General features: G+C 63.7%; 24 protein-coding genes and 1 pseudogene. 18 read left to right on the top strand and 7 right to left on the bottom strand.

Annotated elements, in window-relative coordinates; genetic code table 11:
* Positions 1-653: 653 nt before the first annotated feature.
* On the bottom strand, positions 654-1,109 hold the full coding sequence (locus AWC17_RS13625) for a nuclear transport factor 2 family protein (RefSeq protein WP_009953895.1): 456 nt from the start codon (positions 1,107-1,109) through the stop codon (positions 654-656).
* Between the two features lie 331 nt (positions 1,110-1,440).
* Here AWC17_RS13625 and istB point away from each other — a divergent pair.
* The 4 genes and pseudogenes from istB to AWC17_RS13600 form a co-directional block, all read left to right on the top strand.
* Positions 1,441-2,029: pseudogene (gene istB / locus AWC17_RS13615) on the top strand (IS21-like element helper ATPase IstB); the annotation flags it as partial.
* Between the two features lie 834 nt (positions 2,030-2,863).
* The gene (locus tag AWC17_RS13610) at positions 2,864-3,097 is read left to right on the top strand and encodes a hypothetical protein (protein ID WP_014379546.1); all 234 of its coding nucleotides are present in this window, start codon (positions 2,864-2,866) and stop codon (positions 3,095-3,097) included.
* A 140-nt stretch (positions 3,098-3,237) separates the two neighbouring features.
* Positions 3,238-3,717 carry a hypothetical protein gene (locus AWC17_RS13605; RefSeq protein WP_231614138.1) on the top strand — a complete coding sequence of 160 codons (480 nt, stop codon included), beginning with the start codon at positions 3,238-3,240 and terminating at the stop codon, positions 3,715-3,717.
* Between the two features lie 203 nt (positions 3,718-3,920).
* The gene (locus AWC17_RS13600) at positions 3,921-4,526 is read left to right on the top strand and encodes a TetR/AcrR family transcriptional regulator (RefSeq protein WP_225323321.1); all 606 of its coding nucleotides are present in this window, start codon (positions 3,921-3,923) and stop codon (positions 4,524-4,526) included.
* A gap of 272 nt (positions 4,527-4,798) precedes the next feature.
* Here the strand turns inward: AWC17_RS13600 and dmpG are convergent, their stop codons facing one another.
* The 3 genes from dmpG to AWC17_RS13585 all read right to left on the bottom strand — a co-directional run bounded on the left by dmpG (position 4,799) and on the right by AWC17_RS13585 (position 10,729).
* Positions 4,799-5,878, bottom strand: coding sequence for a 4-hydroxy-2-oxovalerate aldolase (dmpG, locus tag AWC17_RS13595; protein WP_009953902.1), 1,080 nt, complete (start codon positions 5,876-5,878; stop codon positions 4,799-4,801).
* Positions 5,879-5,926: 48 nt separating this feature from the next.
* Positions 5,927-6,859, bottom strand: coding sequence for an acetaldehyde dehydrogenase (acetylating) (locus AWC17_RS13590; RefSeq protein WP_009953903.1), 933 nt, complete (start codon positions 6,857-6,859; stop codon positions 5,927-5,929).
* 405 nt (positions 6,860-7,264) lie between these two features.
* Positions 7,265-10,729, bottom strand: a complete 3,465-nt coding sequence (locus AWC17_RS13585) for an indolepyruvate ferredoxin oxidoreductase family protein (protein WP_141224620.1) — start codon at positions 10,727-10,729, stop codon at positions 7,265-7,267.
* Positions 10,730-10,886: 157 nt separating this feature from the next.
* On the opposite strand from AWC17_RS13585, the gene AWC17_RS13580 reads away from it, so the two are divergent.
* From AWC17_RS13580 to AWC17_RS13540, 9 genes are all read left to right on the top strand, one after another.
* Complete coding sequence (locus tag AWC17_RS13580; protein ID WP_014379553.1) at positions 10,887-11,387, top strand: Lrp/AsnC family transcriptional regulator; 501 nt, start codon at positions 10,887-10,889, stop codon at positions 11,385-11,387.
* Between the two features lie 311 nt (positions 11,388-11,698).
* Positions 11,699-13,102: an aromatic ring-hydroxylating oxygenase subunit alpha gene (locus AWC17_RS13575; RefSeq protein ID WP_009953907.1), complete on the top strand. Its 1,404-nt coding sequence runs from the start codon at positions 11,699-11,701 to the stop codon at positions 13,100-13,102.
* Positions 13,099-13,686, top strand: a complete 588-nt coding sequence (locus tag AWC17_RS13570; protein ID WP_009953908.1) for a 3-phenylpropionate/cinnamic acid dioxygenase subunit beta — start codon at positions 13,099-13,101, stop codon at positions 13,684-13,686. Before AWC17_RS13575 ends, AWC17_RS13570 begins: the two co-directional genes overlap by 4 nt.
* Positions 13,687-13,736: 50 nt before the next feature.
* Positions 13,737-13,994 (top strand): hypothetical protein, encoded by a 258-nt coding sequence (locus tag AWC17_RS13565; RefSeq protein ID WP_196771120.1) that lies wholly within the window; start codon positions 13,737-13,739, stop codon positions 13,992-13,994.
* Positions 13,991-14,797 carry a 3-(cis-5,6-dihydroxycyclohexa-1,3-dien-1-yl)propanoate dehydrogenase gene (gene hcaB, locus AWC17_RS13560; protein WP_009953911.1) on the top strand — a complete coding sequence of 269 codons (807 nt, stop codon included), beginning with the start codon at positions 13,991-13,993 and terminating at the stop codon, positions 14,795-14,797. The genes AWC17_RS13565 and hcaB overlap by 4 nt, the downstream gene beginning before the upstream one ends.
* 37 nt (positions 14,798-14,834) lie before the next feature.
* Positions 14,835-15,032: a ferredoxin gene (locus AWC17_RS13555; RefSeq protein ID WP_009953912.1), complete on the top strand. Its 198-nt coding sequence runs from the start codon at positions 14,835-14,837 to the stop codon at positions 15,030-15,032.
* Positions 15,032-16,276, top strand: coding sequence for an NAD(P)/FAD-dependent oxidoreductase (locus AWC17_RS13550; RefSeq protein WP_009953913.1), 1,245 nt, complete (start codon positions 15,032-15,034; stop codon positions 16,274-16,276). Before AWC17_RS13555 ends, AWC17_RS13550 begins: the two co-directional genes overlap by 1 nt.
* Positions 16,277-16,283: 7 nt before the next feature.
* On the top strand, positions 16,284-17,069 hold the full coding sequence (locus tag AWC17_RS13545) for an IclR family transcriptional regulator (protein WP_009953914.1): 786 nt from the start codon (positions 16,284-16,286) through the stop codon (positions 17,067-17,069).
* Positions 17,066-18,064 carry a substrate-binding domain-containing protein gene (locus tag AWC17_RS13540; RefSeq protein WP_036390486.1) on the top strand — a complete coding sequence of 333 codons (999 nt, stop codon included), beginning with the start codon at positions 17,066-17,068 and terminating at the stop codon, positions 18,062-18,064. Before AWC17_RS13545 ends, AWC17_RS13540 begins: the two co-directional genes overlap by 4 nt.
* Before the next feature lie 21 nt (positions 18,065-18,085).
* Here AWC17_RS13540 and AWC17_RS13535 read toward each other — a convergent pair whose 3' ends face one another.
* The 3 genes from AWC17_RS13535 to AWC17_RS13525 all read right to left on the bottom strand — a co-directional run bounded on the left by AWC17_RS13535 (position 18,086) and on the right by AWC17_RS13525 (position 21,264).
* Positions 18,086-19,066 carry an amidohydrolase family protein gene (locus AWC17_RS13535; RefSeq protein ID WP_052955271.1) on the bottom strand — a complete coding sequence of 327 codons (981 nt, stop codon included), beginning with the start codon at positions 19,064-19,066 and terminating at the stop codon, positions 18,086-18,088.
* Positions 19,067-19,094: 28 nt separating this feature from the next.
* The gene (locus AWC17_RS13530; RefSeq protein ID WP_020415598.1) at positions 19,095-19,670 is read right to left on the bottom strand and encodes a MarR family winged helix-turn-helix transcriptional regulator; all 576 of its coding nucleotides are present in this window, start codon (positions 19,668-19,670) and stop codon (positions 19,095-19,097) included.
* Positions 19,671-19,770: 100 nt separating this feature from the next.
* Positions 19,771-21,264: an aldehyde dehydrogenase family protein gene (locus tag AWC17_RS13525; protein WP_014379557.1), complete on the bottom strand. Its 1,494-nt coding sequence runs from the start codon at positions 21,262-21,264 to the stop codon at positions 19,771-19,773.
* A gap of 354 nt (positions 21,265-21,618) precedes the next feature.
* Here AWC17_RS13525 and AWC17_RS13520 point away from each other — a divergent pair, with 354 nt between their 5' ends.
* Genes AWC17_RS13520 through AWC17_RS13500 form a run of 5 tightly spaced genes read left to right on the top strand, consistent with a single transcriptional unit; the run spans position 21,619 to position 25,774 of the window.
* Positions 21,619-22,545: a VOC family protein gene (locus AWC17_RS13520; protein ID WP_009953924.1), complete on the top strand. Its 927-nt coding sequence runs from the start codon at positions 21,619-21,621 to the stop codon at positions 22,543-22,545.
* Entirely contained in the window at positions 22,545-23,339 is a 795-nt protein-coding gene (locus AWC17_RS13515; protein WP_047322053.1) for a 2-keto-4-pentenoate hydratase, read from the top strand. Before AWC17_RS13520 ends, AWC17_RS13515 begins: the two co-directional genes overlap by 1 nt.
* The gene (locus AWC17_RS13510; RefSeq protein WP_009953926.1) at positions 23,336-24,121 is read left to right on the top strand and encodes a 2-keto-4-pentenoate hydratase; all 786 of its coding nucleotides are present in this window, start codon (positions 23,336-23,338) and stop codon (positions 24,119-24,121) included. Before AWC17_RS13515 ends, AWC17_RS13510 begins: the two co-directional genes overlap by 4 nt.
* A gap of 4 nt (positions 24,122-24,125) precedes the next feature.
* The gene (locus tag AWC17_RS13505) at positions 24,126-24,323 is read left to right on the top strand and encodes a tautomerase family protein (protein ID WP_009953929.1); all 198 of its coding nucleotides are present in this window, start codon (positions 24,126-24,128) and stop codon (positions 24,321-24,323) included.
* Positions 24,320-25,774 (top strand): aldehyde dehydrogenase, encoded by a 1,455-nt coding sequence (locus tag AWC17_RS13500; RefSeq protein WP_009953930.1) that lies wholly within the window; start codon positions 24,320-24,322, stop codon positions 25,772-25,774. The genes AWC17_RS13505 and AWC17_RS13500 overlap by 4 nt, the downstream gene beginning before the upstream one ends.
* Positions 25,775-26,080: the final 306 nt, after the last annotated feature.

Raw genomic sequence — 26,080 nt, 5'->3', positions numbered from 1 at the left:
GCCACCGCATAGGATCATCAACGCAAGCGAGCGGAACCTATGTCAGACCACTTTTACACCGCTCCTGGGACGCCACCAGTCGGCCGGGGCGAGGGCTACGGGCAAGTCATGGGTGAGGTCAAGAGTGACGTCACCCCCAACGATGAGTTCGCGGCTAATTACCTAGTCTCCTATGCGGTTAACTTGCTTTGCCCTGAGCTGATATGGCAGCTGCGGAACTCAGCCGCTGGCTACCAACCTCCGGGCGGAGCATCCGCGCCCGGTACCTATTACTGAGGCAACCTTTTTGTACTCACTCAGGGCCTGACTACCCGCACTCGATGTTACGACAAGCGATGGCTCGCAGGCAGCCACCGGGTCTGCTGCACGATCAGGTCTACATGTCACCTATCCGTGCAGCAGACCCGTGTTCTGCACCAAGGATATTGGCGTCTGCGACTGAAGAATCGCGTGTGTCCACTAGACTGGCTGGTGTGCGGGTCACATTAGACCGGGGTCGATCGCGAGCGCCTTCCAGCACTTAGGTCATTATCGGCGAGCCTGCGTTACCCTGACCACTTATCTTCTAGATAGATCGTCATTGAATCCTCTTGTCTGCGAGAGGATGTCCCGTGTTCAGTGGAACTTCGGTGGCGCTCAGTGAGCATCGGCGGTTACTCCTGGCGGGTCCGGTCGTCGGCGTAAAGCCCTGACGGCAATCGTTCGTCGTCAGGCAGCGCGTCGCCGGTTTTCACCGTGATGTGCTTGGACAGTAGCCAGCGCCCATTTTCACGACGAAGGTGATCGTGATAGCGCCCTACAAACGACATCTCGGCGGGGCCCTCTTCAGGTACCAGCGACACGATCACATCGCTCCAGGCTCTGGCATCGTTTCCATAGATCTCGATTACCGGTGCGTACACGAAATGTTTGATCCTGTGCGGGATCTTCGGTTGCGTCCCGGGCAGTCCCTCGATGATCTCTTTGCGCCCCCGAAACGTGTTTCCACCCCACGGCAGCACACCATCCGGGCAAAATAACGCCGCAAGTTCGGGCCATCGACGCTCATCGAGTAGCTGAGCGTGCAACGCGATAACGCGTCTGATCGCTTCGTAGTCGTTCACGACCATCCTCTCTGAAGGCGCACAAGCACCGATTTAGCCGACTAGGGCTGGCCCAGCAACAACTCGAAGATATCCCGAGCTCCGTGGAACTTCGGTGGCGGTCCGGTGAGCACCAGGTTGCGCCTGTTGACGACGGTTGAAGACCCGGCCAGTTGCGACGGTTGAAAAGTAGGCCACCCGATCAGATTGGATGGGGTGATCTCTTGGAAGACTGGGCCTTGATCAGGCATCTTCACCGCAGCGAGGGTTTGTCGCAGCGGGCTATCGCACGACAACTTGGCATCGCGCGTGACACCGTGGCGGCCGCGGTGGCCAGCCATGGTCCGCCGAAGTACGAGCAGGATTCCCGACCCGCAAATCGTTGGGGGACATCAACTTCGATCATCAACCCGCACTCAACCGGGACATGGTCGCTCATCTGGGTACAGGGGCGTTCCTGGGCAAGGCCCGCAACGTGGTGCTGCTCGGCCCGCCGGGCACTGGCAAGACCCACCTCGCGATCGGGTTGGCGATCAAGGCCGCACAGGCCGGGCACCGAATCGCGTTCGCCACCGCGGTGGACTGGGTCGCCCGGCTCAAAGGCCGCCCACAACGCCGGGCGACTACCGGCCGAGCTGGCCAAGCTGCGCCGCATCGGGCTGCTCGTCGTCGACGAGGTCGGCTACATCCCCTTCGAACAGGACGCCGCGAACCTGTTCTTCCAACTGGTCTCCCGCCGCTTCGAGCACGCCTCGCTGATCTTGACCTCCAACCTGCCCTTCGCCCGCTGGGGTGATGTGTTCGGAGATCAAGTGGTAGCCGCGGCCATGATCGACCGCATCGTCCACCACGCCGACGTCCTGACCCTCAAAAGCTCCAGCTGCCGCCTCAAAGACACCGGAATCGACACCTTGCCCTCCGCCAGAGCCGACAACACGGCACAATAACCACGACCACGTGGCCTACTTTTTCACCGTCGCTCCTGGCCTAGTTTTCGACCGTCGTCAACAGCGCCCACCTCGTCATCGTGCACGACAACTCCAGGTTCGGAGATCTCACGTTCCGGCGCGGCAGGAAGCGTCGGTCGGTGCGGGTGCACACTTTTCGACCGGAATCACCTGCTCACTTTTCGACCGGAACCGACAGACCGGCACCCGTCGTCCGCCCAGCGCCTTGACCGCGCTACTGGAAGCGGCTGAAGAAGCTGCTCGAGGGCGCATTGATTAAGGTGTCGGGCGGTGGCCAGTCGAAACTAGATACCGTCTCGGTGCGCGACATGCTCGCGGCGTCTGATCGCTGGCGAGCGCGACGCCCGACGACTCGCTGACTACCCAGTGCCCGGATGCGGATCAAACACGGCGCCTTGATTGGCACCCTCTGAGCGCGCGGATCGACACCTTCAACACTGGCGAGGATGACCAACTGGGCGCCCTCACCAATGTGGCAGCCGAAGCGGCGACTCCACTGCCAGCGGGGCCGGCGGCGGGCCAGGCCAGATCGTCGTCGACGACACCATCGCCGCCCGGCCGAGCGCCAAAGTCCTGCGGGCCTTCGCGCAGCGCGCTACGCTGCGCCAGGTTGTTGGAGTGCGGGTCGATACTGTCGTGGCCGCCTCGGCACTGCCAACCCGAGACGGAGATCGAGGATCGTTACCTGCCCCTATACCTGGAGCGTAGAGGCCGGTTGGATGATTACCTGCAGCGAATGCCATCTGGGCCCATGGGTTCGCCACCGGCGCGTGGACGCGCTGCCGCGCTGCGGATATGTGGAGGTGATCGTGAATGGCTACCAGTGGAGATGACGTCGACCGGATGCAGGCGGCGATCCTGGCGGCCATGATGGACCACGACACGTCAGCCTTGAGCACTCGTGATGATGACTTGTCCCGCATCAGCGTCGCGGCCCTGGTCGCTGACGACGCCCTCGGGCGAACAGTGTCTTCGCGTGACGACATCCGCATAAGGGGCGACGGCGTGACCGGGGTGTCGGGCGGGTGTTCGAAGTTGCCTGCGTGATGGCCGGATTTCAACGCCTGGCCACCGCGGTCGGGGTAGCCCAACAGGGCGATAAAGCGCTCGGACACCAACTCGACGCCGATATACGCCGCCGCACCGACCTGCTGCTGAGGTCCCCACCCGGCGCCGGATCGATCATTTTGACCCTCACCCCCGCGACCTCACCGATCGCCGAAACCGGCCACGACGGCGGAAAGGTCGGCATGTTCGCCGAACTCTCGAAACTGAAGGCCAGTTGCTCGACACCGCAACCGGTACGGCGATCGATGTGTTCAGCGCCGCCAACGACATCGGACCCAGCCCGCACCATTGGGCTTTGTGCAACAGCTCACCGAGATGGGCCGCGTACTGCCTCAGCCCTACGCGATCTGTCCAAAACGCTGGACCGCGCCCGCTGCGACATCGAAATCGACTGGCAGCAACCATCGCGCGCCATCCACCGCGTCATGGTGTCGTCAACTGCAGCCGCCCACGTCGCCGCCACTGTCGAAACGCCGACTTCGATGAACAACCCGTACACATCTTCGGCGAATACCGCGCTATCAACGCCGTCTCGTGGCTCATCCAGCAAGACGACGGCGACACCATCACCGGCAAACTCGGAGAAATGGGATGGATGAAGCCGCCGGCCTCGCCGTCGGCGACCGCGTCGGTATCGAGGCTCATGAATATCGAAAACATCCGCGGCGGCAGTATCAAACCGCCTACACCGCCCAGCCGTCCACGGCTCGGCGACCGACATTGAGTCTAAGTTAGCCAGGAGGCTTTATCCTCCCGGCGAGCCGGTGGTCCAATCGCTTTAGCAAATGACAGAGGAGAGCAAATGGCTGTTGACCGCCAGCGATCCAATAGTGCTGTGCAGAAGATTCTGACAGGCACTATGAAGGCGCTTAACCGAAAGGGCACCCAGAAGCTCTCGGTGAGTGACATTTGCGCGGCGTCACAGGTAGCGCGTGGCACTTTCTATCGTTATTTCGACAGCAAAGACGACGTTTTGAGGCACCTGGGACGCCACTTCGAGGAGGGCGCCGCAGAGGCGTTCGCAAAAGCTATCGCGGCTACTCCCGATCCTTCATCGCGGGTCAAAGTCGTTATGGATACTCTGACCGGCTATAACGCCGCCGGAGCGGATCTGACTCGGATGTTTGACGTAGCACCAGAGTTCACGTTGTCGTTAATCCGTGACATATTCCCGAACTTGATTGACTTGGTCGTCGAAGCGCTTGGTCCGGCCACCCACGAGTCACCGCTGGTGATGAGTGGAGCATTGACGGAACGCCAACTTGCAGATCTCTTTCTGCGCAGTGTGATATCGACTTTGCTCCTGCCCGGAAGCCAGCAGGATGAGGTTCCCGCGGTCGTGACGGCGCTGTTCGCCGCGAGCCCAAACAGCACTGAGGCAAGGCCGGCAGCGGCGACCTCTACCTGATCGGAGGACTCGGCGAGGCCGCACGGCAGTCCCGTACCGGCACTTCGTCGAATGGTGAGTAGGCAGGGCCAAGGCACCCGGCGAAGCCGGGTCATGCGGTATCTGTTTGAGATGCGGATCACGCGGCGGTGTCGGTAACGACTGCTTTGCCGTCGCGGATGACGAGATGCTGACAGGTGTGGCTGTGGTGGTGCGCGAGCCACGTAGTTGCCTAACTGTGTGTGCTCACCGCCTTCGGCCACGCGAGTCGCCTGATGCTCGAAAGAATTCGGTTAGGCCCCCTGCGGTGTCTGGTCAACGGTGACGGCCTTGACGGTGTGGTGCTCGCGTTTGATCTCCAGCGCGATGTCGATGAGCTGGTCTTCCTGGCCGCCGATGAGTTTGCGCTGGCCCGCCCGGTGCAGCAGCTGGTGGGCCGGCACACCGTAGCGCTCGGACTGGCGGATGGCGTGCTTGAGGAAGCTCGAATACACGCCGGAGTAGCCCATGATCAGGGCGTTGCGGTCGAGCAGGCACTCGGCGGGCATGGCGGGGGCGACCACCTCTTCGGCGGCGTCGGCGATGTCGAAGAAGTCGATCCCGGTCTTGACGCCGATCTTGTCGAACACCCCGATCAGGGCTTCGACGGGCGCGTTGCCGGCCCCGGCGCCGAACCGGCGGCAGGAGCCGTCGATCTGCTTGGCGCCCGCCCGGACGGCCTCGACGCTGTTGGCGACGCCGAGCCCGAGGTTCTCGTGGCCGTGGAAGCCGACCTGGGCGTCGTCGCCGAGCTCGGCGACCAGCGCGGCGACCCGGTCACGCACGCCCTCGAGGACCAGCGCCCCGGCCGAATCGACCACGTAGACGCACTGGCAGCCCGCGTCGGCCATGATGCGGGCCTGGGCGGCCAGCTTCTCGGGGGTGATGGTGTGGCTCATCATCAGGAACCCGACGGTCTCCAGGCCCAGTTCGCGGGCCAGCCCGAAGTGCTGGATCGACACGTCGGCCTCGGTGCAGTGCGTGGCGATCCGGCAGATCTCCCCGCCGTTGTTCTGGGCCTCTTTGATGTCCTCCTTGGTGCCCACACCGGGCAGCATCAGAAAGGCGATCTTGGCTTCTTTGGCCGTGTCGGCGGCCAGCTTGATCAGCTCCTGCTCGGGTGTCTTGGAGAACCCGTAGTTGAAGCTCGAGCCGCCCAGGCCGTCGCCGTGGGTGACCTCGATGACGGGCACCCCCGCGGCATCCAGGGCGGCCACGATGGCGCCGACCTCGTCGGTGGTGAACTGGTGACGTTTGTGGTGGGAGCCGTCCCGCAACGACGTGTCGGTCATCCGGACGTCCCAGATCGGGTTGAAGAAGATGTCAGAAGTCATAGCGCCGCTCCTCCTCATCGCTTCGCTCTGCATCGTCGACGGCGCGGCTCATGATTGCGCTCCTCCGGCCGTCGCGCTCAAGGACTCCTTGGCGATCTCCTCGCCGACTTTGGTGGCCGCGGCGGTCATGATGTCGAGATTTCCAGCGTAAGGCGGCAGATAGTCGCCCGCACCCTCCACTTCGACGAACGTGGTGACCAGTGCCTGGCCCCCGGAGTGGATCGACGGGTCATCGAACTGGGGCTCGTTGAGCAGCCGGTAACCCGGCACGTAGGTCGCCACCTCGGCCACCACGTCGTGAATCGACTTGGCGATCGCGTCCCGGTCGGCGTCCTCCGGGATGGCGCAGAAGATGGTGTCGCGCATGATCATCGGCGGGTCCGCCGGATTCAAGATGATGATCGCCTTGCCACGCTTGGCGCCGCCGATGGTCTCCACACCCCGGCTGGTGGTCTTGGTGAACTCGTCGATGTTGGCGCGGGTGCCGGGGCCGGCCGACAGCGAGGCGACCGAGGCGACGATCTCGGCGTACGGCACGCCGCCGAGGTCGGCGACGGCGCGCGACACCGCGTAGACGATCGGGATGGTGGCCTGCCCGCCGCAGGTGATCATGTTGACGTTCGGCGCGTCCAGGTGCGCGCGCAGGTTGGCCGGCGGGATCACCGCGGGGCCCACCGCGGCCGGGGTCAGGTCGATGGCCCGGATGCCGGCGGCCTCGTACTTGGGGGCCGCGTCGCGGTGCACGTAGGCGCTGGTCGCCTCGAACACCAGGTCGGGCTTCTCGGACTGGGCCAACAGCCAGTCCACACCCTCGTGGGTGGTCTCCAGACCCAGCTTGCGGGCCCGGGCCAAACCCTCGCTCTCCGGGTCAATGCCGACCATCCAGCGCGGTTCCAGCCAGTCCGAACGCAGCAGTTTGTAAAGCAGGTCAGTGCTGATGTTCCCCGACCCGACAATGGCGATGGACGACTTAGACGGCATATGTGCTCCTCATAATGGCGTGCAGCGTTTGAAAAGAATTGGTTCAGCCAGCGCGACTGGAATCTCCGACTGAGCCCGAACTTCACCCGGCCGCCGTTGGTCGTGGTTTGAGGTCGACCCTGGCCACGTCTCCGATGGCGGCAACAGGTGGACGCCCAGCACGAGAACCACGGTGACCCGAGCAGGATTGGGCTCCAGCGTTGCAGTTCACGCCGAGCCCGCTGCGGATTAGCGCTTCATTGCACCGACTTCGGGGATGTGCGCGCGCACAGCAAGTTCCGGATCGGGTACCAGGGTTAGTCGGCGCAGCTGACCGGGATGCGGTCGGCGCGCCAGGATCATGCGTTGTGGTCGTGTTCCAGCACGCGGCCCCGGCTGCGCCAACAACAAGCCGCCCGTCGTCCGTCACGTGAGCGGCAGCGCGTCGGTAGCGATCCCAAGTTCGTCGAGACGTGCCAGATAGGCGCCAAGGTTACGCACCTTGACTTCCTCGTAGCCGCGAATGAGATCGGGGGCTGAGGCGACGGCCAGTGCCCATTCGTAGGAGTCGCGTGTGAGCGACCGCAGGAGGTCGTTGATGGTTGCTTCGTAGTGGGTGATCAACCGACGTTCGAGCCGTCGCATCTCGGTGTAGCCGAAGGGGTCCAGAGGCGTTCCCCTGAGACGTTTAGCCTTCGCCAGGAGCCGAAGCGCTACGTGGGTGCGCGGACCCATGCTGATCTTCTTCTTGCGACCGAGTGCCTTCAATATCGGTGGGTGCAGCTTGAAGGTCAGGTTTTCCCCGCCGGGGACCTGTGACCGCACCGATGCGAGGAACACCGGGTCGGTGAGCATGCGGGCGACCTCGTACTCGTCCTTGTATGCGATGAGCTTGAAGAAGTTTCGGGTTATGGCTTCAGACAGGTCGGTGCGCTCGGTGATTTCGCGCTCCTGATCCCACGCACGTTGTGTCAGGTTGATCAGCCGAGCAGCCGTGTGGTCGTCCTGGTATGCGACCAGGTCCGCCGCCCGCCGTTCCAAGAGTTCACGCACGGCGCCCGTGACCGTGCTCGTCGTGAAGAGATGGCTCGGCACCTGAGGCGTCGGGTCGTCGGCCGGGTCTGCGGTGGCGGTCCGGAATTCCGCGGGGTTGGCGACGGCGACCCGACCCCACCTGAAGGCCGCTTGATTCATCTGCACGGCGACCCCGTTGATCGAAATCGCGTCCTCGATCGCGGCGGCGGTCACCGGGAGCGCGCCGAGTTGATACGCGGCGCCGACCAAGAGAAAGTTCGCGGTGGTGGTGTTTCCGAAGAGGCGTTCGGCGGCGGCCAGCGCGTCAAAGGACACGAGCGACCGAGTCCGAACCTTCAACCGAGACAGCAGCGAGTCATCGCTCGGGTGCTCGACGGCGGCGTCGTAGACCATGTCGCCGGTGGGCGTCCTGCTGGTCGAGGCGACCGCGACGGTGCGAACCGGGTTGCTATAGCGGATGTTCTGGGAATCGACGGCCGTGAGCAGGTCGAAGGCCAGTATGCAATCGGCCGCCCCGGCGCTGATTCGGTTGGATGAGGGGACGGCTTCGGTACTGAGCCGTAGGTGGGAGGTGACCGGTCCAGCCTTCTGGCTGAGGCCCGTCTGGTCCAGGCCCTCGGCGTAAAAGCCGGTGCGCAGGGCGGCCATCGCCAGCACCTGGTTGACGGTCACGATTCCCGTTCCCCCGATGCCGGCCAGAAAGACGTTGTAGACACCGGAGATCGGTGCCACCTCGGGGTCGGGCGCGTATGGCGGGATGGGTCGCTCGATCTCAGTGGAAGGGCCCTTTGTCGCGGGCATTTCCACGGTCACGAATGACGGACAGTTGCCGTCCAGGCAGGAGTAGTCGGTGTTGCAGGTGCTCTGGTCGATTCGGGTCTTGCGGCCGAGTTCAGTTTCGACCGGCTGAACCGACAGACAGTTGCTCTTGACGCCGCAATCGCCGCAGCCTTCACAGACCGACTCGTTGATCACCACCCGAGTGCGCCGGGGCGGCAGCATTCCGCGCTTACGCTTGCGGCGGGCTTCTGCCGCGCACTGCTGGTCGTAGATCAGTGCCGTGACGCCTTGGGTGTCACGCAACAGACGCTGTGCCTCGTCGAGGCGATCGCGGGGCCACAGCAGCACTCCGTCCGCGAACACCGCACCCTTGTGTCGCTCGGGCTCGTCGGCGCAGACGATCACTTTTGACACACCGTCGGCGATGAGTTTGTGGGTGAGTTCGGGAACCGTCAGTCCTGCCGCGACGTCCTGGGCTCCGGTCATCGCGACCGCGCTGTTGTAGAGGATCTTGTAGGTGATGTTCACACCGGCGGCGACACATGCCTGCACCGCAAGCTGTCCAGAATGAAAATAGGTTCCGTCGCCGATGTTTTGGAAAATGTGTCGGACATCGGTGAACATCGCCTGGCCGATCCATTGCGCGCCCTCGCCTCCCATCTGGGTGAGGGCAGTGACCGCAGAATCTGTTCGCGAGGACATTGTGACTAGCGTGTGACAGCCGATTCCGCCGCCGGCCAGCGATCCGTCCGGCACCGCGGTGGAGCGGTTGTGTGGACAACCGGAGCAGAAGTAGGCGGTCCGGGTGGAGGGCAGCACCGTCAGGTCGAGCGCCGGCGGCGGGGCGGGCGCGAGTGCCACCCGTTCCTTCAATACCGCGCGAAGCGGTACGAGCAGGCGTGCGGTGGTGAGTTCGCCATCCGGGGGTATCAGCGTGCTCCCGTTGGACGCCTTCTTACCCAGGATCTCGGGCGCCGCGCGGCGGCCGTAGAGGATGTCCTTGACCTGCGTCTCGACGAACGCCGATTTGTCCTCGACCACCAATATCCGCTCGACGCCGTCGGCCAGGCGGGAGACAATTTGTGGGTCAAGGGGATAGGGCATACCGATGCGCAGGATGCGGATGCCTGATCGGGTCAGGGCCGGGTCGGTCAACCCTAGGTCGACGAGTGCCTCGCGCACCGTGTCGTAGGCCGTGCCGACGGCGACGATGCCCAGCCATGCCTGCGCGGGATCAACCTCGATACGGTCGAGGTCGTTGGCGGCGTTGAATGCTCGCACCATCGCCCAGCGGGGGCCGTATAGGTCCGCCTCGGCGAGCAGGCTGTCCGGCGGAGCGGCGCAGATGCGTTGGCGGTAGGTCCAGGGTCGGCCGTCCCATTCAATGGTGGGGACGGTGATGTCGAAGTCGGAGAAGTCGCGGTCCAGCGTCCAGAGTCCGTCTGCGACGTCGGCGACGATCTTCATGGCAGCCCAGCATCCCGAGGCGCGCGACAACGCGATGCCGTACATGCCGAACCTGATGACCTCTTCGGCATTGCGGGGGAACAGGATCGGCATCGATAGGGCCGCCAGGGATCGCTCACTGGCGACCGGGAGGCTCGAGGACTTCGCGCCGGGGTCGTCACCGACCAGGGCGAGCGCACCGCCTGCGGGGTTTGCCCCATACATCGCTCCGTGGCGCAGGGCGTCGCTGGCGCGGTCTAGCCCAGGGCCCTTGCCGTACCAGACACCGATCACCCCGTCGTAGCTGCGGCTACCACGGGGCAGGTCATTCTGGCTACCCCACACCGACGTGGCGGCGAGTTCTTCGTTGACTCCCGGCACAAGGTAGACATGATGCTCGGATTCGAGGTTGGGCAGGCTGGCTAACAGCTGGTCCAGTCCGCCAAGCGGACTGCCCTGATACCCCGAGACGAAGGTGGCGACGTGGTGGCCATTGCGGGCGTCCCGTTCGTGCTGTTCGACCATCAATCGAGCGATTGCTTGCACTCCAGTCAGCAGGACTGGCCCGGAGGATGGCCGGTACCGCGCGTTGAGGTCGGGGTCGGGCCCGGCTGTACAAAGATCAGTCAAGGTGATGCGCCGTTCAGGGGTTAATGAGTCGCGGGTGGCATGTGGTTCGAAAGTTCCTATCAGGTTGGTCTGGAATGGATTTCAGGTCAACTAATCTTGTTTCAACTGAGCAAATAGTTCAGTTGTACAGGTAAAACAACTTAGTGGGGTGACTCGAATGTTCAGCATTGATCGGCTCGACGTCGATCTGCTCGAGATGCTCGCGCGCGACGCGCGGGCCGGAGTCCTGGAACTGGCGTCCAGGCTGGGCATTTCGCGTAACACCGTGCAATCCCGGCTGAAGCGACTCGAAGAGGGCGGGCTGGTCGCCGGCTACCGCCCCGAACTCGACCTCGCACGGATCGGAATCGCCACGCAGGCCTTCATCGGACTCGAGGTGCAACAGGGCCGCCTCGGCCCAATCGTGGAAGCTCTCATCGGGATACCTCAGGTGCTGGAGATCCACGCGACCACAGGGCGCGAAGATCTTCTGGTCCGCGTCGCTACCGAGACACAGGCCGGACTCCAACAGTTGATCGAGCAGGTGGTCGGTATTCCGGGGGTGGTGCACTCGACGACGACGTTGGCGCTGACGACTCCGCTGACCTTTCGGGCCGTGCCGCTGCTCAAGGACATGACGCGCAACGCGGGTTGGGGACGGTCGACGCCGAAGGATTGAGGGGTCGGCGGTCGGGGCTGGTTCGCTGTCAGCACCGTACCGGCGGGCAAGGGTTACCTATTGAACACATATTATGCAATCTGTACTATCCATAGTAGACGTTTCGTCATCTGAGCTGACTTATTCGTACCCGCGGGGCCAACGAACGGAGAGTTGCGACCAGGCATGGGTATCGATCCCGTCGTTGTGGGACAGGCGTTGTCCAACGTAGCCCCCGATCATAGGACCCAACTCATTTGCAGCTCATGTCTTCCTGCAGAGAGCGGTCCTGCCACCAAGGGGGCGTTGCCCCGTTGCAGAAGGAAGGTGTCATGACCGACCAGTCCGTGGTCCTCGATGAGGTTCGCCGAGGCATGATCCCGGCCCACATCTATAACGACCGGGAGATCTATGAGTTGGAGAAGCAGCACATCTTCGCCCGGGCGTGGATTTTCGTCGGCCACGAATCGGAGATCGCACAGCCAGGAGACTATGTCGTGCGGCGGATTCTCGAGGACTCGTTCATCATCACCCGCGACGAAAACGGCAATGTCTGTGCGCATTTCAACATGTGTCTGCACCGCGGCATGCAGGTATGCCGGGCGGAGATGGGCAACGCCTCGCACTTCCGTTGTCCGTATCACGGATGGTCCTACCGCAATGACGGCAGGATCGTGGGATTACCCTTCCATCAGGATGCTTACGGCGGCGAGGAAGGATTTGCCCGCAAGGGACAACGGCTTCTGCCGGCTCCCAACGTTGCCGTCTACAACGGCATGATCTTTCTCAGCCTGAACGCCCAGGCGCCGCCACTGGAAGATTACCTGGGGGACTTCCGGTTCTACCTCGACTTCTACACGCGGCAGAGCTCGCGTGGCATTGAGCTGCACGGACCACAACGCTGGCGGATCAAGGCCAACTGGAAGATCGGCGCCGAGAACTTCGCCGGCGATATGTACCACACGCCCCAAACGCACACCTCGGTGGTCGAGATCGGGCTCTTTCGTGAGCCCAACGCGCAGAAGCGCAAAGAGGGCGCGCTGTACTGGGCCGGCAATGGCGGCGGAACCACCTACAAACTGCCTGACGGATCGTTGGTGGACCGGCTTCGGTACGTCGGCTATCCCGACCAGATGATCGAGCGGATGAAGCAGAGTTGGTCGCCGGAACAGATCGCCCTTATCGGTACCGACGGCTTCATGTTCAGTGCCGCAACGCTGTATCCCAACCTGTCATTCGTGCACAACTGGCCGAAGGTCGCCGACAGCGACGATGTGCTTCCGTTCATCACGCTGCGGCAGTGGCAGCCGATCAGCGAGGACGAGACCGAGGTGCTGTCATGGTTCGCCGTGGACGCCGACGCCCCGGAAGAGTTCAAGGCGCTGTCCTACAAGGCCTATCTCATGTGCTTCGGTAGTACCGGCATGTTCGAACAGGACGATGTCGAGAACTGGGTGTCGCTGACCAACACCGCGGCCGGCTCGATGGCGCGGCGATTACTGCTCAACAGCCGGATGGGTCTGCTCGCCGATGACTCGGAGGTAGCGCCTCCACTGCCTGCCGACCGATTCAGCGGACCGGGTATCGCCCGTCAAGGTTACAGCGAGTTCAATCAGCGAGAGCTCTTGCGGCGCTGGGCAAATGATCTACAAGCAGGTTCTGCTGAGACGGCACGCCCGGAACCATCCGACGGTGTGACGGTCAATGGCGGCCCCGGGACAGTGACGCGAGTATGAGCACCGCCCCCGACACCCATTCCAGCCGGTCCCGACTCGGAGGGTCGGCATCGCGCGTCACCCGGACAGGCAAGACACTGCGATTCGACGATGAGCGGCACCTGGTCGCCCACCAGTGGCTGGTGGACGAGTCCTATCTGCTGGACGCACAAGCGTATTCGCAGTGGCTCGAGGTTCTCTCTGAGGACATCCACTATCTGATGCCGGTCAGGGTCACGACGGCACTGGCCGCCGGCTACGACACTTCGCCTGGCATGGCACATTTCGATGAAGACAAGTACTCGTTGTCTCGCCGGGTAGCCCGCTTCCTCACCGAACACGCCTGGACCGAGGATCCGCCGTCCCGGCTGCGCCACCACCTGTCGAACGTGCGGACCTTCGCTACCGACGACCCGGACCACCTGATCGTCGAGTCCGCCACCCTCCTGTTCCGGAGTAGAGGCGACGTGCGGGAAGGTGCCTTTCTATCCGCGGGCCGGGAGGACCTGCTGCGGCTCGAGGGCGAGCAGTGGCGGCTGGCCCGTCGCATCATCTCGGTCGACGAATCCGTCATCCGGATGCAGAATCTGGCGGTGTTTCTGTGACGCCCCCCGAGCGTGAGCAGACTGGCTCGCCGGGCGCGGCACGCAGTGAGCTGCTCAAACATGTTGTCGGCGAACCGATCACAATCGGTAACGAGTTCAGTGAGGTGCGCCTCACCCGGGTCGATACCCGCAACGGCTCGCGGCTGCTGATCGAATCGCAGAAGTCCGGGCAGTGGGTGGCGCTGTGTCCTCTCGAAGTCGAGGCCCTGACGTGGCAGTCGACCGCGACATTCTCGGCAATGATCGGACACCCCTTCGGATCCCTGGTCGACGAGCGGTCGGGTCAGTCCGCTCCGGAGTCGTGGTGACCGGCTGGCTCACCGGTCGGCGGGCTCTTGTCGTGGGCGCCGGTTCGGGGATCGGCAGGGCGGTGGTCGACGCCTTCCTGGATGAGGGTGCGCGCGTGGCTGTTCTGGAACGCGATGAGGAGAAGTGCTCGGCGCTGAGCGCCCAGCATCCCGACGTCCCCGTGGTGTGTGGCGATGCGAGCTTGCGCGCCGCCAATGACGCGGCCGTCGACGCCGCTGTCGAGGCGTTCGGCGGTCTGGACGTGCTGGTCAACTGCGTTGGGGTGTTCGACTTTTACCGCAGCATTGAAGAAATCGACGTGGACGTGCTCGACGAGGCATTCGACGAGATCTTTCGCGTCAACGTCAGAAGCTACCTGCATTCGGTCAAGGCGGCGCTTCCCGCGCTGCGTGAATCCGAGCGGCCCGCCATCGTGCTGACCGAGTCCACGTCCGGGTACTACGCGGGGCGAGGTGGGGTGCTCTACGTGGCTTCCAAATTCGCCGTCCGCGGATTGGTCACCGCGCTATCTCATGACCTGGCGCCGCAGATCAGGGTCAACGGTGTTGCCCCCGGCGCCACCCTGGGTACCGACCTTCGCGGCCTGGCCGTTCTGGGCATGGCGGACCGCAGCATCTCGAAAGTGCCCGGTCGTGCCGAAGAGATGTCGGCGCGCGTTCCCCTGCAGGTCGCCTTGTCCGCTGAGGACCACGCGTGGAGTTACGTTTTCCTGGCATCGCATCGCGCCCGTGGCATCACCGGCGACGTGATCCACCCCGACGGAGGCATGAGCGTTGCCGCGGCCCCGAGGAAGCGCAGTTGAGCACTCGCACCGCACGATCGGAAGAGAGGGGACAACTATGCCCAGACTCCACGCTGACTACCAGTCGTGCCAGGGTTATGGCAACTGCGTAACCGGCGCTGCCGACACCTTCGATGTCGACGACGACGGCGTGGTGGTGCTGTTGCGCGACACCTTCGCAGAGCCTGAGCGCTCACGAATCGAGGACGCGGTTGGCAGTTGCCCCGTGAACGCCCTGAGCATCGAGGCCGACTGATGTCCGGGCAGACCGTCGTCATCGTGGGGTCGTCCGTCGGCGGAGTGCGCACCGCGAAGGCGCTACGATCCCAGGGCTTCGGCGGCCGAATCGTGTTGATCGGCCGCGAGAGCAATCTGCCCTACGACAAGCCGCCCCTCTCTAAGCAGTTCCTCGCAGGCTCGTGGGATCAGAGCCGGCTGACGATGCTCACCGCGGAGCAAGCCGACGAGGCCGGTATCGAACTGCGCCTCGGCAACGCAGCTGAGCAACTTGATCTTGCTGATCGAGCGGTGGTCCTCGCCGACGGCGCGCGCGTCCCATTCGACATCCTGGTCGTCGCCACCGGCGCTGATGCGCGACCGGCCCCGTGGCCGGTGGCCTCCGGCGTTTATCTCGTGCGGACGCTCGACGACAGCCGTGGACTGGCTCGCGCGCTGGCGGCCGCCGGACCGGTGGTAGTCGTGGGCGGCGGGTTCATCGGCGCCGAGGTGGCCTCGACTGCGCACGCCGCGGGGCGGAACGTGACCATCGTCGATCCGCTCACCGCGCCGATCGGCCGGATCGTCGGGGCTGAACTCGGCGCCATCCTCACCAGCGTGCACGCGAGGCACGGGGTGCAGACGCGATTCGGCGCCGGTGTCGAGTCGGTCGATGGTCGCGAGGGCGATCTTCGCGTCACCCTAACGAGCAACGAGACGCTGCGCGCGGCCATCGTGGTCGTCGGTATTGGCGCCATCCCCAACGACGCCTGGCTATCCTCCTCCGGACTGCTGATCGACGATGGCGTGGTGTGCGACGAATTCTGCCGCGCGGTAGGGCATCCGGGCGTCTTCGCGGTCGGTGACGTGGTGCGCTGGCGTCATCCTGGGCATAAGGAAGATGTACGCGTCGAGCACTGGACCAACGCCGCCGAGCAGGCCGCCTGTGTGGCCCACAACATCACCCACCCCGACGAACTGCGTTCCTACGCTCCGACCGAATACGTGTGGAGTGACCAGTACGACTGGAAGATACAAATCGCCGGGCGGCCGCACCGAGCGACGCTCGATCGGATCGTTGGCGACCTGGACGTCGACCCGCCGCAGAGTGCAGCAGTATTCGGCGATCAGGACGGGATGCTGACTGCGGCTGTCACCGTCAACTGGCCGAAGGCCTTGATGCTGTGCCGCAGAATGATTGGCGCGGGAACGACCGTCGCCGACTGCCTGGCGGAAGTGGAACGCTTACCGCAGCTCAACGTAGGCCAATCGGCCGGAGGGTGATCACCGGATGACTATGGAAGCAGAACCGATCGTTGCCCGGGCATACGGGCCGACACCCCAGTACCCCGTGGAATCGGTCGACAACGCCTTGCAGATCGTCATGCTCCTGGCGACCCGGAATGAACTCCGGCTTACCGATGTGAGCGCCTACCTCGGCGTGGCGAGTTCAACGGCGCACCGGCTACTCGCCATGCTGTCCTACCGCGGACTGATCCGCCAGGATCCGAAAACTAGGGCCTACCGTGTAGGACCGGGTCTGGATCTGCTCGCCTTCAGCGTGCTGCGCCAGCTGGATGTCCGCGACCGTGCCCGGCCGGTGTTGGAAAAACTGAACGCCGGTCTAAGGGAAACCGTGCATCTGGGAAGGCTGGAAGGCGCCGAGGTCGACTTCGTCGCCTCCATCGAGAGTCCGCAGGCGCTGCGGGTGTCTAACCGTCTGGGCGTGGCGATGCCCGCACACTGCACGTCGACCGGCAAGGCGTTGCTTTCCGCTCTTGGGCCCGGGGAGCTCGACCGGCTCTATCCCCACGCCGATCTGATCCAGATGACGCGGAATTCCATTGCATCGAGGGTGGCGCTCGATGCGGAGCTCGCCGAGGTGCGCAAGCGCGGGTATGCCATCAGTAATGAAGAGGGCGAGGTGGGCGTGATCTCCATCGCAGTAGCGCTGCGCGGCGGATCGTATGCCCTCAACGCATCGGTGCCCGTCAGCCGAATGACTAAGCGCTTGCGCAGAACAGTGCTCAGTGAGCTGATTGCTGCTACCGATGAGATCGATGGACTGCTGCCATGAACCGGGCAGAGCGTCTCGAATTGACCTACGGTGGCGAACTTTATGACAGAACGCGTCGCCTCTACACGGGCGAGGTCGCACCTGAGGGTATACGGATGCGCTACCTGCACACCGCGATCGAAGACCTCTTCTGGCGCCAGGGCAAGTACGGCGAGTTCGACGTGGCCGAGTATTCGATGGGCGCATACCTGTCCACGGTTGACGATCCCGATCGGCCTTTCGTCGCCCTCCCGGTCTTCCCGTCTCGGCTTTTCCGCCACTCCAGTGTCTACGTGCGCGACGACGCGAATGTGTCCGAGGCGGCCGACCTCAACGCCGGCGTCATCGGGACCCCCGAATGGAGCATGACCGCCTCGTTGTGGATGCGCGGCATACTGGGCGAGCACCACGGTGTCGATCTCGCGTCGATCCGTTGGCGCACAGGTGGTCTCGAGGAGCCGGGTCGTCAGGAGAAGGCGCCGGTGACACCCCCTGCCTATTTCGACGTGTCCCGCATCGACGACGAGGACACCCTCAGCGAACAGCTGATCCGCGGTGAACTGGACGGACTGATCACAGCGCGTGCCCCACGGGCGTTCCTGCAAGGCGATCCGCGGATTCGACGGTTGTGGCCAGACTTCCGTGCCGTGGAGCGCGCCTATTTCGAGGCGACTCAGATTGTTCCGATCATGCATGTGGTGGTCGTCAAACGTTCGGTGTTGACCGCTCATCCATGGGTGGCCAACAACCTCGTCGATGCGTTCGAACGGGCCCGCAAACCCGTACAGCGGGAGCTTATCGACACCGCAGTCTGCACGACCAGCCTGATATGGGAGTCCTCCTACGCGGAAGCAGAAAAAGACATTCTCGGCGATCCCTTCCGCTGCGGCGTCGCTGAGAACCTCGCCGCCCTACAGGCACTGCTGGCCTACGCGCACGAGCAGGGGTTCAGCGAACGCCCGCTGCGACTCGAGGATGTGTTCGTACCGTCGACCGTCAGCGCAGCGCGCGTGTAGCCCCAACAAACCCGCTGTGACTCAGGCGAGTCCAAGGATCCTCTCGGCGGTCAGCACGCTGACCGCCGAAGTGACCGCGTCGGGGAGACCGGCGCCGAGCAGGGCCGCTCCTGCTGGTCGTTCGGCGATGGCGAACGGATAATCGGTGCCGACCACCACCCGATCTGCCCCGACCCGCCCGACCAGAGCCGCAACCGCGTCCTCGTCGAAGAGCAGCGAGTCGTAATAGAAGCGGCCGGCATAACTCGACGGACGGTCGCTGCAGTACGTCACTGCCGATGAGTTCTCCCAGAATCGCTCGATTCTCGGAAGCAGTGCCAGAAATGCACCTCCGCCGTGAGCGAGCAGAATGTCGAGGTTGGGATGGCGGTCAAGAACGCCGCCCATCACCAATGACGCTGCAGCCGTCGCCGTCTCAGCGCCCATTCCGATGGAATCGGCGAGACCGTGCTTCGTGAGCCGATCCGAACCCAGCACCTGCCACGGGTGTACAAAGACCAGAGCGCTGTGATCGGCACAGGCCGCGAAGAAGGGATCCAGCGCGCGGTCGTCGAGATTAAGTCCGCGGACGTTCGAGCCGATCTCGACACCAGCGAGGCCGAGAACCTGCCGAATTTCGACGACCATCTCCGCGGCCCGGTCCGGGTCCTGCAGCGGGACTGTGCCCAGCCCGCTGAACCGCGCCGGATATGCGCGAACCGCGTCGGCGATCCATTCGTTCTGCACCCGCGCCATCTCGGCCACGCCATCGGCGCTCAGACCATAAGAGAAAGTTATCGGTATGGGTGAAATAACCTGTCTTGCAACGCCGTCAGTCTCCATGTCGGCGAGTCGTCGCTCCAGGTTCCAGCATTGGTCCGTGATCGAACGAAAGTGCCGGTCGCCGAGCATGATATCGGCGCTACACGGACCGGTTTCCACCAGTTCCAGCCAGGAACCCGCGAAGCGTCGGCCGAAGTTGGGTAGGGAGCGGGGCAGGCCATGGGTGTGGAGATCGATCACAATATCGCCTGAAAAGACGCCGGTAGTCTCATGAAGACACCTGACCACGGAGCCTCGGGCGTGGGCGCTTGAGATCGGCGCCATTGGTGACGGTCTGGCAGTTCTGTTCGATCGAGTCGTAGAACTTGCCGAGCAACGTCTGCAGCTGACGCTTCTGCGGGGGTGTCAGATCGCTCATCAGGGTCTGTAGGTATGCCCAATGTCCGGGCAGAAACTTGCGTAGAAAGGCGCGGCCGGGTTTACCGATGCGGATCAGGAAGGACCGACGGTCATCGGGATTCGTTATGCGTTCGACGTAACCCCGCCGCGCCAACCCGTCCACGACACCGGTCAGGTTAGCCGGCAGCACGGAGACCGCCTGACCAAGAGCCCCCATCGTCAGCGGCTCCGAGGCGCGGTCGAGCACCGTGAGGATATTGAGCTGGCTGATGTTCAGGTCATGCGGCAGTAGTTCGCTGACGTGAGCCCGCTCAAAGGCGGTCGCGGTACGGAACAGCGCCAACGTCAGTCCCAGGACTGCGGTGTCGAATCCCGGATCCTCCCGGTCGGCCGCCCTTGCGATCTCCTCGGCGATCGAGCGTGGGTTACGGGGTCGTCGCGGCATGGGATCGCCTCCCGATTTGATCACGATTGTGGATAGTTCCGGTTCTGTACAGTACCGACGTCAACAAATTTGTCGCGGTGTCGGGTGAATGGTTTACAACTCACGGGAGAGGAATGTTGACGGTCTTGGTCTGGAGGTAACTCTCCAATTCCTCGACTCCCTCTTCGGTACCTGTTCCGCTGTCCTTGCGCCCACCGAACGGCGCACCCAGAAAGTGGCTGCCGCTGCCGTTAATCCACACATAGCCGGTGTCAAGCCTGTCTGCCACCGAGACTGCGGTCGTGATGTCGTTGCTCCAGATCGCGCCGGTTAGACCGAACGGTAGTGCGTTGGCCTGAGCGATGGCGGCGTCAAGATCTGTGAATCGCAGCACCGACAAGACCGGGCCGAAAATCTCCTCACGGGCAACGGTCATCGACATGTCGACGTCGGCGAAGACCGTCGGCTCGACGTAGAAGCCCGCCTCGAATTGCTTCCCCGGCGGCCGTCCGCCGCCGGTGACCAAGCTAGCCCCTTCGCGTTTCGCGACGTCGATGTAGTGATTCACCTTGTCGAACTGCGCTTGGGATACCAGGCATCCCATCTCGGTGGCCGGATCCAGCGGATGACCGATCCTGATCGACTTCAATCGCTCGACCAGGCCGGAAACCACCTGGTCGTGAAGTGACTCGTGAAGAAAGAGCCGGGTCGTCGATCCGCAGGACTGTCCCTGGCTCCAATGACAGTTCATGCCGAAAGCCGCGCCCTCGACGACGGCGGTCGGGTCGGCGTCTGGGCAGACGATCATCGCGTTCTTGCCGCCGAGTTCCAGGGTGACGTGTTTGATGCCCGCCTCGGCTGCCGCGGCCATCACTTTCTGGCCAGTGGGGACGCTGCCGATGAGTGCGATGCGCTTGACGTCGCGGTGTCGGACCAGTGCGTCTCCCGCCACCGCACCGCTTCCCGAGATGATGTTGACAACGCCGGGCGGAAACGACTCGAGAACCACCTCGGCCATCAGCAGGGAGGACAGCGGAGCCTGATCGGGCACCTTGAGAATCAGTGTGTTGCCGGTGATCAGCGGAGCGCCTACTTTGGCGGCGGCGAACAGGATGGGGTGGTTATAGGGAATTATCCGCCCGACCGCGCCGTACGGTTCTTTGCGGGTCATCAGCCAGCTGCGCGTCATCGACGGAAGGGTGTCGCCGGTGACGCTGAAGGCCACCGCCGCGTGGTAGTCGAGCCACCGGCTAGCCATAATGACGTCGCCGACCATGGCTGTCACGGGATTGCCGGTGTCGATAGCGTCGAGCAGACCGAAATCGGTTGCGCGGGCACGCAATCTCTGCGCGAACGACCTAATCATCTCCGAGCGCTCAAGCAATGTGGTGCCGCGCCATTGCGGGAACGCCGCCACCGCCGCCGCGACAGCTGCGTCAACGTCGGGGAGGCCCGCGGCAGGAACGCGGGCGATGGTGGAGCCGTCATGCGGGGCGGTGATCTCCATCGCCGCGCCGTCAGCGGCGCTGACGCGGTCGCCCCCGATGAGCATCCGCCAGTCACGGTCGAGCAGCCTAGCGACGTCCGTCTTGTTGCTTTCGAGAGAGGATTGCACGTGCTATGCCCACTTTCTGGAGGACCACTCGTCAGCGTAAGCCGACTCTAGCGGTTAAACCTGCCGTTGAGCCTATATCCACAAATATTTCATAACTATAACTAATTCGGACGCTACCGCACACCGCTACGTGGCCGCGACCAGGTCACGTAATGGCCTGTTGCGCAGGGCGAATCTTGCGACTTCGATCCGACAGGGGTCATTGCGCTCGCCACCTCCCTAGGTGTGCAGGGACGGCTTTGACCCGAAGGGCAGTACGCAATATAGTTCACAAGCATAAGTAAAAACCGAGTGGCGCATCTGGGATGTCGCGGTGCGGGCTGAGTTGCCTCGTCAGGTTCAGGAAGGTCGGAGATGATCGAACTGCAGGACATTGCTTACGTGCGATCGGGGGTGACCGATCTCCAGCGTGCGACCCGCTTCGCGGTCGACATCGTGGGACTGGATCCGGTCGCGCAGGACCAAGGTGTCACCTATTTGCGGGCCGACGGCCGTCATCACTGCCTAGCGCTGATCGAAAGCAACCGGCCCGGCGTCCTCGCATCGGCGTTCTCGTTGCGAGACGATGCCGCGCTCGAGTCAGCCGAAGTCGAGTTGCAGCAGTACGGCTGCACGGTTTCGCGTGGCACCGAACAGGAAGCGCGACACCGACATGTTCGCAATTTCATCGCTTTCGACGACCCCTTCGGCAATCACGTCGAATTGGTCACGGGCCAGAGCACCCTGGCGCGTCCGATCAACTTCGGTCGACCCGCCGCAGGTATCACGGAGTTCGGCCACCTGTGCCTCGATGCCCCCGATGTACGGGCTGCGCACGCCTTCTGGTCTACGGTGTTCAGCGCCAAGGTGTCCGACTGGATCGGTGAGGGCGCTTGCCTGATGCGAATAGACCCCGTCCATCACAAGCTCGCGTTCTTCCAGAGCGACGCGGGACCAGGCTTCTGTCACATCAACTTCCAGGTCGAGACGCTCGACGATGTGATGCGCAATTGGCGATTCCTGCAACAGAACGATGTGCAGATTCTGCATGGGCCAGGCCGTCACCCGACGTCGACGGCCATCTTCGTCTACTTCCTCGGGCCCGACAACCTGACCTACGAGTACTCATTCGGGGTTCAGTTGATTGAAGACGAGGCGTGGACCCCCCGCATGTTCGAGCTCGGAGAGCCGGGCTCGATCGATATGTGGTTGGGTCCAACCCAGCGGACCGTCTCCCAGAGTCAACTCGTAGGCCGCTCGACAGCATCGCTTTCTGTCGTTGCGCCTGAGCTCAGCGTGTGATGCGTACCGAAGAGTGCCATCAGATGGCCGAGGAGCTGCTGGCGGCCTACCAGACGCGCAGCCCGATCGCCCCGCTGACCGACCGATTCCCTGACTTGACCGTGGCGGAGGGCTTCGACATCCAGCGAGCACAGGTCGACCGGTGGATGGCCGAAGGCCGGATCATCAAAGGCCACAAAGTTGGCCTGACCTCTGCGGCCATGCAACGCCAAATGGGGGTGAATCAACCGGATTTCGGTGTCTTGCACGACCAGATGTTCCACCCAGAGTCCGATCCCATCCCGGTGACTGCTTTCCTGCAGCCGCGTGTCGAACCGGAGATCGCCCTAGTAATCAAGCGTGACCTTGCCGGTCCCGGCGTGACAGTCGCCGAGGCCCTGGCCGCGGTGGACTTCGTGCTGCCGGCACTGGAAATCATCGACAGCCGCATCGCCGACTGGCGTATCAGCGTCGCCGACACGGTTGCCGACAACGCCTCGTCGGGGGGAGTCGTGCTCGGCGGGCGTCCTGTTCGACCCACAGATGCGGACCTTCGGCTCCTCGGATGCAACCTGTACTGCAACGGCGAGGTGGTCGCGACGGGTGCCGGGGGAGCGGCGCTCGGCTCGCCGGTGATATCGCTGGCATGGCTGGCCAACACCCTGGGTCAGCAGAACGACTGCCTGAGAACCGGTGATGTCGTGCTGCCGGGTTCGGTGACCGCGGCACAACCGGTGCGACCAGGCGATGTCTGGACCGCGCAGTTTGCCCAACTCGGGCTCGTCACCACACGTTTCGCCGCAGGAGAGTCGTGAATAAATGGACCGTTGATCGGGCGGCCTCCGCGCTGCTTGACGCAGAGGACACGCGAACCGCCCGCAACCCGATCACCGATGATTGGGCCGACCTCGACCTGAGGACCGCCTATGCGGTTCAGGACGAGGCGTTGTGCCGCCGAGTCGAGCGTGGTGAAAGCGTCGTCGGTGTGAAGCTGGGCCTGACGTCTCGAGCCAAGCAGCAGCGAATGGGTATTTCGTCGCCGCTCGTTGCGTGGCTGACCGATGCGATGACGCTGCCCGCCGGGGCGCCGTTGCCGGCGGGCGTGTTGATTCATCCGCGCGTCGAGCCGGAACTCGTCTTCGTCATGAAGGAGCGGTTGAGCGGTCCCGGTGTTACAGCGGCACAAGCGATGTCAGCGGTGGGGCACGTCTACGCGGGCATGGAGATCATTGACTCCCGCTATCGCGATTTTCGGTTCACGCTGCCTGACGTCGTCGCCGACAACGCCTCATCGGGTCGATATCTGACGGGCCCAATCGGATTGCCGCCGGAAGAACTGGACCTCTCACTGGAGGCGTGCTTAGTCGAAGTCGACGGCGTCATCGTCGACAGCGCCACCGGAGCCGCGGTTCAAGGTCACCCTGCGGAGGCGCTGGCGCTGGCGGCGAACGTGCTCGCCGACCGGGGGTTGGCGATCGAACGCGGTTGGATTGTGCTCACCGGCGGGATGACCGATGCGGTTGCGCTCGGTCCTAAAAGCGTTGTGAGAATGCATTTTTCGAACCTAGGCTCACTGGTCGTCCACGAAGGGAAGTAACGCGATGCCGTTAGTCGAAGTCACCCTGGTCCAGGGCCGGGCACCACACCAGTTACGCACGCTAATCAGCGAGTTGACCGACGCCGTCGAGACGGCGCTGGGCGTCTCACGTTCCGCCATCCGGGTGGTCCTGCGTGAAGTTCCCGATACCCATTGGGCCGCCGGTGACGTGACCATCGCCGAGCGCAACAAGAGTTCATGATCATGACCGAGCTCATACCTCACGTCATCGATGGTGAAGAGACCGAGTCGGCCAGTCAGGCGTGCTTCGACACCGTCGATCCGTGGACCCGCCAGCCGTGGGCCAGGGTGGCGCTCGGCGGCGCTGAGGAGGCCGCCCGGGCCGTAACCGCGGCGCGCCGGGCCTTCGACGAAGGCCCCTGGCCACGAATGGGTTTGGCTGAGCGGGGCGCGATTCTGCACCGGCTGGCCGATCTAATCATCGAGCATCGCGACGAGCTGGCCCTCGCGGACACCACCGATATGGGAAAGCCGATCACCGACACACGAGGCAACGACGTGCCGCGGTCTGCGCAGAACTTCCGTTTCTTCGCAGACCATGCGCGGCTCTCAGCCGGTGAAGCACTGCCGATGGACACCGGTCACCATGCCTACACCAGATTCGAGCCGGCGGGTGTCGTCGCCGCGATCGCACCGTGGAACTTCCCGCTGATGCTTGAGACGTGGAAGGTCGCGCCGGCCCTCGCGTGGGGAAACACGGTCGTCCTCAAACCTGCCGAGGACACTCCCGCGTCGGCGACCATCCTGGCGAGACTTGCCCTGCAGGCCGGGATGCCCGATGGCGTCCTGAATGTCGTGCACGGATATGGTCCCGATTCTGTGGGATCCGCGCTCACCGGCGATCCCCGCGTTGACAGGATCACCTTCACCGGCGAAACCGGTACCGGCAGAACCATCGCGGCGGCGGCGGCGGCCCACCTGACCCCGGTAAGCCTGGAACTGGGCGGAAAGGGTGCCAACCTGGTCTTCGCCGACGCCGACCTCGACAGCGCGGTGAGCTGGTCGATCCGGGCCATCTTCTCCAATGCCGGGCAGGTGTGCCTCGCCGGTAGCCGCCTGTACGTCCAGCGGCAGGTCTACGACGAGTTCTTGGCACGTTTTGTGAGAGCCTCCGAATCGCTGATTGCTGGAGATCCGAAAGCCGTTGACACCCAGGTTGGACCGCTGGCCTCGCAAGAACACTGGAAGAAGGTCCGCTCCTACGTCGAGGGGATCCCCGCCGAAGGGGGCACCATGCGCACGGGTGGTCAGGGCGAGGGGTGGCTCATCCACCCGACGGTCGTAACCGACCTGCCTGCAACCGCGCGCCTCTGCCGTGAAGAGATCTTCGGCCCCGTCGCGGTCGTCGCGCCGTTCGACACCGAGGCAGACGGCATTGCTGCAGCCAACGACACACCCTACGGGCTAAACGCGATGTTGTTCACCGAGAACCTCTCGCGTGCCCACCGCGTGGCAGCCGCGCTGAACGCGGGCACCGTGTGGGTGAATTGCTTTTTCATTCGTGACCTGCGGGCGCCGTTCGGCGGGGTGGGTGATTCCGGAATCGGCCGTGAGGGTGGCACATTCAGCCGCGAATTCTTCACCGAGCCGAAGGCGGTGGTGATGGCGATCAGTGACGGTGGCACCGCCTAGGACGTCGCTGATGTAGTGACCTGCAGCGGTGCCGGAATTGGCGGTCCGTGCTCGCGACTTATGACACGGGGGGCTTGAAGTTGAACGGTGCAAATCAGCCGATCTCGGGCACCCGCCGCACGATCCGAAACACCCCGTCATGGCCCCACCGTGCTCGGCCGGCAGACGGATACTGCCCGCAGACAACCGATCGCCGACCAGCAGCAGCACTTCATCAAATCGACCCAGCTGGTATCCGTCTAAGTGCCTTGCATGTGATCCTCGTCGCCCATCCGCGCCAAACCTGCTCCCGCCCAACGAAACTCA

Source organism: Mycobacterium nebraskense, from assembly GCF_002102255.1.
In the GTDB taxonomy this organism is placed as follows: domain Bacteria; phylum Actinomycetota; class Actinomycetes; order Mycobacteriales; family Mycobacteriaceae; genus Mycobacterium; species Mycobacterium nebraskense.
This window is presented reverse-complemented; position numbering and strand designations above follow the sequence as displayed.